Consider the following 12,919-nt stretch of genomic DNA (forward strand, 5'->3'; position numbering starts at 1 on the left):
GCAGAGGACAGCGGCGGTATAAAAGCAGAAGAAGCGTCAGTTGATCCGCCAGAGCTTGTTGTCTCGGAAGCGAGGCTTCGTGAAGAACAGGAAAATGAAAAGAAGGAAGCTGAGCGATCAGAATCAGCTGCTTTAAAAGCAGAGGGCAGCAAAGATATAAATGCAGAAGAAGCGAAGCCGCCGGAGCTCATTCTTTCAGAGGCAGGGCTTCGTGAGGAAGCGGAAACAGTAGAAGCAGATTCCCCAAAGGCTGCTTCAGGAATAGAGATCCGCGAAAAAGCAGAGACGGAAGAAGAGCAGGCTGAACTGTCAGAACCGCTTGTTTCGGCGGCGGAAATATCACCTGCTGTAGAAGCTGAGCTTCAGCAAGAGGCTGAGCGTGGTGAAGAAAAAACAGAAAAACCAGATTCTTCTATTCTTGAGCATGCTCTGCGTCAAGAATCCCAAAAAACAGAATCGGAGCTATCGGATCACATAGAGCCTGCACCTCGACAGGATGCAGAACAACTGAAGGAAGTCCAGGAAACTATACATGAAGACGTTGTTTCTTTAGAAGGAAGCAGAGAGCAGGAAGAAGCGCCAGCTGCACTTTTAAAGGAAGAAGCAGCAGCTCCAACCCTGCATTTTAATCAAAAGATAAGTGCTGAAGGGGAATCTCAGGAAGAAGAGCTTACGCCGGCCTACCGTACCTTCCTGCCGGAACAAGATTCAGAAGAGCATTCCTTTTATTCAGCGCCTAAGCTGATGGAGGAAGAAGAGCAGAAGAAAGAAAGCTTTGAAATTGAAGTGAGAAAAACACCTACACCTGAAGAATCTGAGGAAGAGGCGTCTTTTCATTCTTACCAGCTGCCAGACACTTCCGAACCTGAAAGGAAGGAAACAGATGCTATTGCTGGGGCTGTTCCTGCTGCTCAAACAAAGGGAACTGAAACAAAGGAAAATCATAATTCTCTTTATTTAACAAAACTCTTTACGAGAGAAGAGGATGAGTTTTCTAGAATGAAAATCTGTATTGTTCAGCAGGAAGATACCATTGAACGTTTATGCGAACGGTACGACATTACCTCCCAGCAGCTGATCAGGATGAATTCTTTGGCGCTGGATGATGAATTGAAAGCAGGGCAGATTCTTTATATCCCTCAATACAACAGCAGCCATGCGTAAGCCGTAAGCGATCGGAAAATGTGGTGAATGGAATGGAAGATGTCCAATCGGTTCTTCAGGAATACGGACTGACGGCTCAATTTATTGAGCCAGTCAGTTCTCGTGTGTGGAAAGTGTATTCAGATTATGGGGTATTTGCGCTGAAAAAAATGAAATCGGTTCGCGGCAAACATTTTACAGATCAAATGGTGGCAATTGAGGAAAAAGGCTTTCATTCCTTTGTTCCCATTTACAGAACAAATGGGGGAGAGTTTTTCTCCGGGGGCGTACAAACTGGAGACTCCTATTACTTAATGCCTTGGCTCCAATTTGACCAAGAGGAAGAGCGGGATCAGAAACATGCCTATCTATTTAGAGAAACAGCCCGCCTTCACGAGAGAACTGCGCAGGAAATCAAGGTCAGGCGTGAAGACATTGAACGCCACTATGAACAAACGAGAAAAAAGTGGGAAAATGAAAAGGTCATTTATGAACAGTTTGTAGACAGAGCTGAGAAAGAATGGTACCTTTCCCCCTTTGAATTGCAGGCTGTAACCTATTATTCAGAAACCATTTCCGCCGTAAACTTTGCGCTTGAGCGGATTAAGGACTGGTATGAAGCGGCAAAAGAAAAAGGCTCCTCAAGGGTTGTCATTACCCACGGCAGCCTGTCTATTCACCATTTTCTGTATAATGATGCAGGGACCGGATACTTTACGAATTTTGAGAGAGCGTCTGTGGGGCCGCCGCATAACGACTTGCTCGGCTTTTACACACGAATGTTCAGCGGTTTTCCAAAAGCTTGTCCGGAGTGTGTCGATTGGTTTTATGCATATACGAAAGCATTTCCTCTGCATGAGGCTGAAATCAGTCTTTTTCTCAGTTACATGGCTTATCCGGCAACGGTGTACAAAGTGCTGAACCGCTATCAGACCGGGAAAAGACGGCGTGAAAAAGATGAATGTACACACTTATTAAAGGCATACTGGCAAATGAAAAATATTGAGCCGTTTGTGATGAAAATCCATCAAATTGAACAAGAGAAAAAATTTCAGGCGGAAAACGAGTCCACGTCTTAATTGGCGCGGACTTGTTTGTTTATATCCATTCCAAATGAAGCGCACAGGCTAACAGAATCAATATTGCGAGCAGCAAGACATCAAAGGTTGTCGGAAAGAAAATGGTTCTGATACCTTGGAAAATTGTAATCGGGATAATCACTTGCGCGGATACAAGCCGAATTTGCCTGACCCACGGCGGCAGGGAATAAGAGCTGAAACGTTTCTTCACGGTGCATCCTCCTCAACGCATTTACAAGCATTATATGTATACTTGGTCAATAGGTGCCTGCCCATCTTGTATAGGACGCAGTATTTTTGGAAAAGATGATTGACGAATCAAAAACACTTTTACTATAATAAAGAACATAAATAAAGTATATAATGAGCTGATAGATACACCTGCTTAGAACGGGAAGAGTACAAGAAAGACGCATGCAGAGAGAGAAGCCGCTTGCTGAAAGGCTTCTTATGTTGTCTGATTGGAAGGTCGCCCGGGAGCATAATTTCTTGAAAGAAGAGTAGAGAAATTCGGGAAACCCCCGTTATCCGTTGAAGCGCATGAACTGACAAAGTTCATGAAAAAAGGTGGTACCGCGAAAGAGCTTTTTCGTCCTTTTCCCAAGGATGAAGGGCTCTTTTTTCGTTCTCAGCCATTTTAAACATGCTGGAGGGTTATGATGGAAACGAATGAACAAACAATGCCGACGAAATACGATCCGGCTGCGGTTGAAAAAGACCGATATGATTTTTGGCTAAAAGGTAAGTTTTTTGAAGCAGGCAGCGATCAGACAAAAGAGCCGTACTCTGTCGTTATTCCGCCGCCAAACGTAACAGGAAGGCTTCACCTTGGCCACGCTTGGGATACCACGCTGCAAGACATTGTAACAAGAATGAAACGCATGCAGGGGTATGATGTACTGTGGCTTCCGGGTATGGACCACGCCGGTATCGCGACACAGGCTAAAGTTGAAGCGAAACTTCGTGAAGAAGGCACAAGCCGGTACGATTTAGGCCGTGAGAAATTCCTTGAAGAAACGTGGAAGTGGAAGGAAGAGTATGCTGACTTCATCCGCAGCCAGTGGGCGAAATTAGGGCTTGGCCTTGATTATTCCCGTGAACGCTTCACGCTTGATGAAGGCTTAAACAGAGCGGTTCGCGAAGTATTCGTCAAACTTTATGAAAAAGGCTTGATCTACAGAGGCGAATACATCATAAATTGGGACCCTGCAACAAAAACTGCTTTATCAGACATTGAGGTCATTTACAAGGATGTTCAAGGTGCGTTTTATCACATGAGCTATCCGCTTGCTGACGGATCAGGTTCAATTGAAATCGCGACGACACGTCCAGAAACGATGCTTGGTGATTCGGCCGTTGCGGTTCACCCTGAAGATGAGCGCTATAAGCACCTTATCGGAAAAACGGTTATTCTGCCTATCACAAATCGTGAAATACCGATTGTCGGCGATGACTATGTTGATATGGAATTTGGTTCAGGTGCGGTGAAAATTACGCCTGCCCACGATCCGAACGACTTCGAACTTGGCAACCGTCATAACTTAGAGCGCATTCTTGTCATGAATGAAGACGGCACGATGAATGAAAATGCGTTGCAATATCAAGGCATGGATCGCTTTGAATGCCGTAAAAAGCTCGTTAAAGATTTACAGGAGGCAGGCGTTCTCTTCAAAATCGAGGACCATCTGCACTCTGTCGGACATAGTGAACGGAGCGGAGCGGTTGTTGAACCATATCTTTCTACCCAATGGTTTGTGCGTATGCAGCCGCTTGCTGATGCAGCAATTGAATTGCAGGAGAAAGAAGAAAAAGTCAACTTTGTTCCTGACCGCTTCGAAAAAACGTATTTGCATTGGATGGAAAATATCCGCGACTGGTGTATTTCCCGTCAATTATGGTGGGGCCACCGCATTCCTGCCTGGTATCATAAAGAAACAGGCGAGTTATATGTCGGTCTTGAAGCGCCGGAGGACAGCGAAAATTGGGAGCAGGATACAGACGTGCTGGATACATGGTTCAGTTCTGCGCTCTGGCCTTTCTCCACTATGGGCTGGCCTGATTTGCCAGCTGAAGACTTTAAACGCTATTATCCGACTGACGTTCTCGTTACAGGCTACGACATCATTTTCTTCTGGGTGTCACGCATGATTTTCCAAGGGATTGAATTTACTGGCGAACGTCCGTTTAAAGATGTTTTAATCCATGGCTTAATCCGTGATGAGCAAGGCAGAAAAATGAGTAAATCTCTTGGCAACGGTGTCGATCCGATGGACGTGATTGACAAGTACGGAGCCGATTCCCTTCGCTATTTCCTGGCGACTGGAAGCTCTCCTGGCCAAGATCTTCGCTTCAGCTATGAAAAAGTGGAATCGACTTGGAATTTTGCCAATAAAATTTGGAACGCTTCTCGTTTCGCATTAATGAACATGGATGGCATGACATATGATGAGCTTGATCTTTCAGGTGAGAAATCAGTAGCTGACAAGTGGATTTTAACGCGTTTAAACGAAACGATCGAAAGTGTGACACAGCTAGCTGATAAATATGAATTTGGTGAAGTCGGCCGCCATTTATATAACTTTATTTGGGACGATTTCTGTGATTGGTATATTGAAATGGCGAAGCTTCCTCTATACGGAGAAGACGAAGCGGCTAAGAAAACAACCCGTTCCATTCTTGCTTATGTTCTGGATCAAACGATGCGCCTGCTCCATCCGTTTATGCCATTCTTAACGGAGGAAATTTGGCAGCACCTGCCTCACCAAGGAGAATCCATTACTGTAAGCAAATGGCCTGCTGTTGTGCCTGAGCATACAGACACTGAAGCTGCTGCTGACATGAAGCTTCTCGTTGAACTGATCCGTTCTGTGCGTAATATCCGCAGCGAAGTAAACACACCGATGAGCAAGCAAGTTGAATTGTACATTAAAGCGAGCACGGACGAGGTCGCAGCCCGTCTCGAAGCAAACCGTTCTTATGTGGAACGCTTTACAAATCCGAGCGCGCTGAAAATCGGTACAGATATCGAAGCTGTTGATAAAGCAATGACGGCAGTTGTCACAGGAGCAGAGGTCATACTTCCGCTTGAAGGTTTAATTAATATCGATGAAGAAATCGCCCGTCTGCAAAAAGAATTCGATAAGCTGACGAAAGAAGTCGAGCGTGTCCAAAAGAAACTTGGAAACGAAGGATTTATAAAAAAAGCGCCTGCGCACGTAATTGATGAAGAACGTGAGAAAGAGAAAGATTATGTGGCAAAGCGTGACGCTGTTCAAAAACGAATGGCTGAGCTGAAGGGCTAATGAAAAGCCGAGGCGGTTTCTTGAGAAACCGCCTTGTCTTATAAAAGAGGGGATTATCATTGTTTACTGCATATGAAGAAGCGCGCAGCTGGATTCACAGCCGTCTAAAATTCGGAGTGAAGCCCGGTCTTGATCGAATGAAGCAGCTGATGGCGCGATTGGACCATCCTGAAAAGAAAATCCGCGCGCTCCACGTGGCGGGAACAAACGGCAAAGGATCAACTGTCGCTTTTATCCGTTCTATGCTGCAAGAAGCGGGATACACTGTCGGTACGTTTACATCGCCTTATATCATCACATTTAATGAGCGCATCAGCGTAAACGGCACACCTATTACAGATGAGGAGTGGGTCACACTCGTTAATCAGGTGAAACCGATCGTTGAAGAGCTTGATCAAACTGAACACGGTCAGCCGACAGAATTTGAAATTATGACGGCTTGTGCATTTTTATATTTTGCTGCGTATCATCAGGTCGATTTTGTTATTTTTGAAACAGGTCTGGGCGGAAGGTACGATTCTACTAATGTTGTCGAGCCGCTTTTAACTGTCATCACAAGCATCGGACACGACCATATGAACATTTTAGGAAACACCATTGAAGAAATCGCAGGCGAAAAAGCCGGGATTATAAAAGAAGGCATTCCGATCGTGACAGCCGTTACCCAGCCGGAAGCCTTACAGGTAATCCGGCATGAAGCTGAGCGAAAACCTGCTCCTTTTCAGTCATTGCATGATACAAGCAGGATTTATAATGAAAAGGCTCTCCCTGCAGGAGAACAGTTTTCTTTAAAAACCGGAGAAACGTGTTATGAAGATATGCGAACATCTCTCATCGGTACGCATCAAAGACAAAATGCGGCATTGTCCATTTTGGCTGCCGAGTGGCTTAACAGGGAAAACATTGCTGAAATTAGTGGTGCTGCGTTAAGAAGCGGGCTCGTAAAGGCTGCTTGGCCGGGCAGATTAGAGTTGGTTCAGGAACATCCGCCGGTATATTTAGACGGCGCCCATAATGAAGAAGGGATCGATAAGCTGACTGAAACGATGAAGCAGCGTTTCCCAGATTCCGATATTTGTGTGGTGTTCAGTGCGTTAAAGGATAAGCCGTATCATGACATGATTAAGAAACTGGAAACGATCGCGCACTCGATTCATTTTGCTTCTTTTGATTTTCCGCGTGCTTCTCTTGCGAAAGATCTGTATGATGCTAGTGAAATCAGCAGCAAAAGCTGGAATGAAGATCCGGAGCATGTGATCAAATTAATAGAAAGCAAAAAAGGCTCAAATGATATCGTGCTCATTACGGGATCACTTTATTTTATTTCTGACATTCGAAAAAGAATGCTGTAATGACTTTGGCCCGGCAGAATCAATAATGATATTCTGCCGGGATTTTTTTTGTCAAAATCTAAAATTGCTTATTATAGATCAATATGCTTGCTGTGCTACAATCCATAACATAATCTAAAGAGAGTAAAGGTGTGTTGTCTATGATTCCGATTCTTTTTGTCCTCGGCCTTATCCTCGGTTCATTTTATTATACGGTTGGATGCCGTATCCCCTTGCACATATCCATCATAAGTCCGCGTTCGGCATGTTCCTTTTGCCGTCGAACCCTAACCCCGACGGAATTAATCCCTGTTTTATCTTTTATTCTGCAAAAAGGCAATTGCAAAAGCTGCGGCCAAAAGCTCTCTCTTATGTACCCGGCGGCAGAGCTCTCGACAGCGAGTTTATTTGCAGCCGCGGGATTTCGTTTCGGTTTGTCTTGGGAACTGATTGTTGCTTTGGTGTTTCTATCTCTTCTAATTATTGTTTCTGTGACAGATATTCACTTTATGCTGATTCCAAATCGCATATTGCTATTCTTTCTTCCCTTTCTGGCGGCTGGCAGAATCATTTCTCCGCTTCTTTCTTGGTATGAAGGCTTTATAGGCGCGGCTGCCGGTTTTCTTTTACTGGCCTTTATTGCCGTCATCACTCATGGAGGAATAGGGGGAGGGGATGTTAAATTATTTGCCGTTATCGGCCTTGTGCTTGGTGTAAAAATACTTGCTGCCGCCTTTTTCTTTTCAGTTTTTATAGGCGCATTGTACGGAGCTGCCGCTGTACTGTTCGGAAGGCTGGCCAGAAAACAGCCGATTCCCTTTGCCCCGGCAATTGCGGCTGGAAGTATTTTCGCTTATTTATACGGTGACTCTATCATTTCCTTTTATGTCAAAACGGCGTTAGGCTGACTGTTGAAAAATTTGACGAACGTTTTTTGGACAAGACGACAAAAGTCTTGTTCTTTTTTTTTTCGCCTGTGCTAAAGTGTGTAGCATGAAAAGCCACAAGAACGGTCACACAAATGAAGGGAGGAAGCAGAATTGAAAAAAAGGAAGCAAAAAAAAATCAGTAAAGCGGAAGAAAAAGCCCTTAAGGTGACGATTAATGGAAAAGAAGAAACAGTTTATGAACAAGAGACACCGGAGACAGAGCAAGAAAAAAACATGACGTTTTCAAATTGGGAGGAAAAGAGAAAGGCGGAGCAGGAGGTTGCGGCATCCCATGAACATCCTGATGAAGATGAATTCAACTGGGATTCAGACGAGGATAAGGTGTTTAAAGATGACCCCAAAGTTGTTCCGCCTTATCAAAAGAAGAAATCGAAGCTCTATTCAAAAGGAAAGTCAGGGTCGGCCAAGCCAGTAAAAAGAGTGGCGGCGACAATTGCCTTTGCTGCGGTTTTAGGCACAGGCTTAGGGCTATTCGCATTGAATATATCAGGCAATAAAGAAGCGTCGGCGCCAGCCTCCTTAGACGATTCTTTAGGCAGCCAGACGGCAAAAGCAGGAGATACATCTGCGGAGAAACAAAGCACCGGCGGTGAAAAACAAGCGGCACAAACGGAAGGTACATATAAAACATATGCAGTTCAAGCAGGAAAGTTTTCAAATGAAAAGGGTGCTGAGACGTTAACTGAACAGCTGACTGAAAAAGGATATTCCGCCGTCTCCCTGTCAAAGGATGACGGGTACACGTGTGTCATTGCGGGCCTGGCAAATGATAAGGCTGTATCACAGCAGTTAGGGCAGCTTTTGATCGACAGCGATTTTGAAGCTTGGGGAGGCAAGGAATTATCCTTATCAATAGAGTCGGATATGACAGATTCTTTCAAGAAAACAGCAGAGCTCTCTGCGAAGGCGATTCTCGGAGAAGATATCACAAAAGCAAGTGTTAAAAAAATAGAAAAGTCGCTCGGTGAATCAGAAGCGGCTGAAACGGGAGAGAAAAAAGCAGTTTTGCAGGCGTTAAAGGAATTAGAGGACCCAAGTGCTGAAGCCGGATGGAAGGCTCAGCAGCAGCTTTTAGCCGTAATTAAATAATAGAAAGTGCCTGAGCCTTCGTCCTTAGTGACAGGCTTTTTTTATTTTGTCATGAAAAAGTTATTTTTCTGAAATTGTGGCGAGCCTCATGATTTGGTAGGATAAATGAGTATCTTTTTTTCTTAAGCAAACCCTGAAAGGATGACGAACATGGCTAAGCCGCTTATACTTGCATCACAATCTCCGCGAAGAAAAGAACTCCTCGATCTGCTTCAGATCCCCTACACCATTATTGTCAGTGAAGTAGAGGAAAAATTAAATCGAAACTTTTCACCTGAAGAAAACGTCCAATGGTTGGCAAAACAAAAAGCTAAGGCTGTGGCCGATCTCAATCCGGGCGCAATCGTAATCGGTGCTGATACAATGGTATGTCTTGACGGTGAGTGCCTTGGAAAACCGCAAGATCAAGAAGAAGCCGCTGCAATGCTTCGCAGGCTTTCCGGCCGTAGTCATTCAGTGATAACCGCTGTCAGTATTCAAGCCGCAAATCACAGCGAAACGTTCTATGATAAGACTGAGGTTGTGTTTTGGCCCCTCAGTGAAGAAGATATTTGGACTTATATTGAAACGAAAGAACCGATGGATAAAGCAGGTGCTTACGGCATCCAAGGAAAAGGCGCACTTTTTGTAAAAAAAATAGACGGAGATTATTATTCAGTCGTAGGGCTCCCTATATCAAAAACAATGAGAGTTCTGAAGGATTTTGATGTAGAAGCCTGACGATTTTTATAAACGGGAAGGGAAAGAAAAGGAGGGCTTGATCATACACGATCTGCCATTAAAACTCAGAGATTTCCCAAAGAAAGAAAAACCTAGAGAACGGCTGCTGAAAGTCGGAGCCGAGAACTTAGCAAACAACGAACTTTTGGCTATTTTATTGCGGACAGGCACAAAGAACGAGTCTGTTATGAACCTTTCAAACAGGCTTCTGCGCTCGTTTGACGGGCTGCGTCTGCTGAAAGAAGCTTCCGTTGAGGAGCTGTCCAGCATCCCGGGAATCGGTCTGGTGAAGGCTGTGCAAATACTGGCAGCAGTTGAACTGGGAAGCCGTATTCATAAATTAGCCAATGAAGAACATTTTGTAATCCGCTCCCCGGAAGACGGCGCAAACCTGGTCATGGAGGATATGCGCTTTTTAACCCAGGAGCATTTTGTCTGTTTATATTTAAATACAAAAAACCAAGTCATCCATAAACGCACTGTTTTTATCGGAAGTCTGAATTCATCTATTGTCCACCCCCGGGAGGTATTTAAAGAAGCGTTCAAACGATCTGCCGCTTCCTTTATTTGTATCCACAATCATCCTTCGGGGGATCCGACGCCGAGCAGGGAAGATATTGAAGTGACAAGACGGCTGTTTGAATGCGGAAACCTGATTGGCATCGAGCTGCTTGACCATTTGGTGATTGGCGACAAAAAATTTGTGAGTTTAAAGGAAAAAGGATATTTGTAACACTTTTTTTTTCGTCGAATTAAGCTATAATAGAGTTTATGAGTTTTTCCCTTTAGGGTATTTTTGCTTTAAGAAAGGAAGATACATACATATGTTTGGAATTGGTACAAGAGACCTTGGTATAGATCTTGGAACTGCGAATACGCTTGTTTTTGTGAAAGGTAAAGGAATTGTTGTGAGAGAGCCGTCAGTCGTTGCTCTGCAAACGGATACGAAATCGATTGTTGCTGTCGGAAATGATGCGAAAAATATGATTGGACGGACTCCTGGAAACGTAGTAGCTCTTCGCCCGATGAAAGACGGCGTTATCGCTGATTATGAAACGACGGCTACCATGATGAAATATTACATCAATCAGGCCATTAAAAATAAAGGCATGTTTGCCAGAAAACCTTATGTGATGGTTTGTGTGCCATCCGGCATTACTGCGGTTGAAGAGCGTGCTGTTATCGATGCGACAAGACAAGCCGGAGCGCGTGACGCGTATCCGATCGAAGAACCGTTTGCTGCGGCTATCGGCGCCAATCTGCCGGTTTGGGAACCGACTGGAAGCATGGTTGTTGATATCGGTGGCGGAACGACAGAAGTTGCGATTATTTCCCTCGGAGGTATTGTAACATCTCAATCCATCCGCGTTGCCGGTGATGAAATGGACGATGCGATTATCAACTACATCAGAAAAACATACAACCTGATGATCGGGGACCGCACTGCTGAAGCGATTAAAATGGATATCGGCTCTGCTGAATCCGCAGAAGAATCCGATAAAATGGAAATCCGCGGCCGTGACTTGCTGACAGGTCTGCCGAAAACGATCGAAATTACTGGAAAAGAAATTTCTAATGCTTTGCGTGACACTGTGTCAACTATTGTAGAGGCAGTGAAAAGCACACTTGAAAAAACACCGCCTGAGCTTGCCGCAGATATCATGGACAGAGGTATTGTGTTAACCGGCGGCGGAGCGCTTCTTCGTAATTTGGACAAAGTCATCAGCGAAGAAACAAAAATGCCGGTCCTTATCGCTGAAGACCCGCTTGATTGTGTAGCGATCGGTACAGGAAAAGCACTGGAGCACATCCATCTTTTCAAAGGAAAAACAAGATAATCGGGAGTTCAATAGAAGAGGTGTAACACGATGCCGAATAAACGGTTAATGCTATTACTTCTGTGTATTATCATATTGGTGGCTATGATTGGATTTTCGCTGAAGGACGGCCGTAATACCACCTGGCCTGAGAAACTGATCGGTGATACGACGGGAGTATTTCAAAACATTTTTCATACGCCTGCCGAATTTTTTGCAGGGATATTTGAGAACATTAGTGATTTAAAAAACACATACGAAGAAAACGAGCGTCTGAGAGAAAAGCTTGACGGACAGACAAAATATGAAGCCAAGCTCCAAGAACTTGAAGACGAAAACAAATCCTTGCGTGACGAACTCGGCCATGTGAAATCAATAAAAGATTACAAGCCGATTTTGGCGACAGTCATTGCCAGAAGTCCTGATAACTGGGCGAAGCAGGTGACTATTAACAAAGGGACTCAGCAAAACGTAGCGAAAGATATGGCTGTAACGAACGAAAAAGGCGCATTAATCGGGAAGATTAAAAGCTCCGGCCTTAATAACTTTACGTCTACGGTCCAGCTTTTAAGCGATACTGACCGGAATAACAGAGTCGCAACAACCATTTCCGGGAAAAAAGGCAGCAAAGGCTACGGTTTAATCGAAGGCTATGATAAAGACAAAAAACGGCTTAAGATGACCATAATCGAACGCAAGGATAAACAAGATGTGAAAAAAGGCGATCTGATCGAAACGTCGGGCACAGGAGGCGTATTTCCAGAAGGGCTGACAATCGGTGAAGTGACTGAGATCGAGTCTGACTCTTATGGATTAACGAAAGTTGCCTATGTAAAACCTGCGGCTGATCTTTCTGATTTAAATAATGTGATCGTTGTTAATCGTGATGTGCCGACTGTCGATACAGAGGAGGAAGGATCGTGAAACGTTTCCTTCTCCCTTTCGTTATGATGTTGGTTTTTTCGGCGGAAAGCATCTTTACTGATCTGGTGCATTTCCCGTTCGTCACGGACGACCAGGTGCTTGTCCCGCGTTTTCTGATGCTTGTGCTGATTTTTATGTCGGCTTTTATCAATCAAAAACACGCGGTGATCTACGGTTTTATTTTCGGCTTTCTATATGATATGAATTATACAAGTCTATTAGGTGTTTATATGTTTGGCTTTGCGGGGCTAAGCTATTTGGCGTCAAAAGCGTTTAAAGTGCTGCACACAAACGCTTTTGTCGTCATCCTGATTGCTGTTCTCGCAGTTTGCCTGCTTGAATTTTATGTATTCGGCATTCAGTCGCTGATTCACAAAGACATTATGACGTTTAATGGCTTTGTGCTAGACCGGTTTATACCGACAGTTTTATTAAATATGATAAGCGCACTCATCCTGGTTCTCCCATTTAGATTATTTTTTATGAGTCTAAAGAAAGAATTGAGAGATGAGTAAAAAGGATTTTATCTTTTTTTGACGAAATGAGTATGTTGTTGAGGTGAAT

At 44.2% G+C, this 12,919-nt stretch carries 12 protein-coding genes and 1 other annotated feature; of the genes, 11 read left to right on the forward strand and 1 reads right to left on the reverse strand.

Annotated features, from left to right (window positions below; translation table 11 throughout):
* Both CJU60_RS15925 and cotN read left to right on the forward strand, forming a co-directional pair.
* On the forward strand, positions 1–1,164 hold a 1,164-nt coding region (locus CJU60_RS15925; protein ID WP_141243791.1), incomplete at its 5' end, for a LysM peptidoglycan-binding domain-containing protein.
* 32 nt (positions 1,165–1,196) lie between these two features.
* The gene (gene cotN / locus CJU60_RS15930; RefSeq protein ID WP_095714285.1) at positions 1,197–2,222 is read left to right on the forward strand and encodes a spore coat protein CotN; all 1,026 of its coding nucleotides are present in this window, start codon (positions 1,197–1,199) and stop codon (positions 2,220–2,222) included.
* Positions 2,223–2,241: 19 nt separating this feature from the next.
* On the opposite strand, the gene CJU60_RS15935 is transcribed toward cotN, so the two are convergent.
* Positions 2,242–2,433 carry a hypothetical protein gene (locus CJU60_RS15935; protein WP_024122364.1) on the reverse strand — a complete coding sequence of 64 codons (192 nt, stop codon included), beginning with the start codon at positions 2,431–2,433 and terminating at the stop codon, positions 2,242–2,244.
* A gap of 166 nt (positions 2,434–2,599) precedes the next feature.
* Positions 2,600–2,822, forward strand: a binding site (T-box leader).
* A 59-nt stretch (positions 2,823–2,881) separates the two neighbouring features.
* Here CJU60_RS15935 and valS point away from each other — a divergent pair.
* The 9 genes from valS to mreD all read left to right on the forward strand — a co-directional run bounded on the left by valS (position 2,882) and on the right by mreD (position 12,870).
* Positions 2,882–5,524 (forward strand): valine--tRNA ligase, encoded by a 2,643-nt coding sequence (valS, locus tag CJU60_RS15940; protein WP_095714286.1) that lies wholly within the window; start codon positions 2,882–2,884, stop codon positions 5,522–5,524.
* Between the two features lie 59 nt (positions 5,525–5,583).
* Complete coding sequence (locus CJU60_RS15945; RefSeq protein ID WP_095714287.1) at positions 5,584–6,876, forward strand: bifunctional folylpolyglutamate synthase/dihydrofolate synthase; 1,293 nt, start codon at positions 5,584–5,586, stop codon at positions 6,874–6,876.
* 140 nt (positions 6,877–7,016) lie between these two features.
* Entirely contained in the window at positions 7,017–7,763 is a 747-nt protein-coding gene (locus CJU60_RS15950) for a prepilin peptidase (RefSeq protein ID WP_095714288.1), read from the forward strand.
* Between the two features lie 132 nt (positions 7,764–7,895).
* Complete coding sequence (locus CJU60_RS15955) at positions 7,896–8,894, forward strand: SPOR domain-containing protein (protein WP_095714289.1); 999 nt, start codon at positions 7,896–7,898, stop codon at positions 8,892–8,894.
* Positions 8,895–9,044: 150 nt separating this feature from the next.
* Entirely contained in the window at positions 9,045–9,614 is a 570-nt protein-coding gene (locus tag CJU60_RS15960; protein ID WP_024122358.1) for a Maf family nucleotide pyrophosphatase, read from the forward strand.
* 37 nt (positions 9,615–9,651) lie between these two features.
* Complete coding sequence (gene radC / locus CJU60_RS15965) at positions 9,652–10,347, forward strand: RadC family protein (RefSeq protein WP_024122357.1); 696 nt, start codon at positions 9,652–9,654, stop codon at positions 10,345–10,347.
* Between the two features lie 91 nt (positions 10,348–10,438).
* Positions 10,439–11,452: a cell shape-determining protein MreB gene (mreB, locus tag CJU60_RS15970; protein ID WP_010335164.1), complete on the forward strand. Its 1,014-nt coding sequence runs from the start codon at positions 10,439–10,441 to the stop codon at positions 11,450–11,452.
* A gap of 30 nt (positions 11,453–11,482) precedes the next feature.
* Positions 11,483–12,355: a rod shape-determining protein MreC gene (gene mreC / locus CJU60_RS15975; protein ID WP_010335163.1), complete on the forward strand. Its 873-nt coding sequence runs from the start codon at positions 11,483–11,485 to the stop codon at positions 12,353–12,355.
* Complete coding sequence (gene mreD, locus CJU60_RS15980) at positions 12,352–12,870, forward strand: rod shape-determining protein MreD (protein ID WP_010335162.1); 519 nt, start codon at positions 12,352–12,354, stop codon at positions 12,868–12,870. Before mreC ends, mreD begins: the two co-directional genes overlap by 4 nt.
* Positions 12,871–12,919 lie beyond the last annotated feature (49 nt).

The sequence above is a fragment of the Bacillus sp. 7705b genome (assembly GCF_002289525.1).
Taxonomy (GTDB): domain Bacteria; phylum Bacillota; class Bacilli; order Bacillales; family Bacillaceae; genus Bacillus; species Bacillus halotolerans.

Excerpts from the sequence above, each read along its gene's own strand:
- cotN (WP_095714285.1), top strand. The coding sequence starts at position 1,197 with ATGGAAGATGTCCAATCGGTTCTTCAGGAATACGGACTGACGGCTCAA.
- valS (WP_095714286.1), top strand. The coding sequence starts at position 2,882 with ATGGAAACGAATGAACAAACAATGCCGACGAAATACGATCCGGCTGCG.
- CJU60_RS15950 (WP_095714288.1), top strand. The coding sequence starts at position 7,017 with ATGATTCCGATTCTTTTTGTCCTCGGCCTTATCCTCGGTTCATTTTAT.
- CJU60_RS15960 (WP_024122358.1), top strand. The coding sequence starts at position 9,045 with ATGGCTAAGCCGCTTATACTTGCATCACAATCTCCGCGAAGAAAAGAA.
- mreB (WP_010335164.1), top strand. The coding sequence starts at position 10,439 with ATGTTTGGAATTGGTACAAGAGACCTTGGTATAGATCTTGGAACTGCG.
- mreC (WP_010335163.1), top strand. The coding sequence starts at position 11,483 with ATGCCGAATAAACGGTTAATGCTATTACTTCTGTGTATTATCATATTG.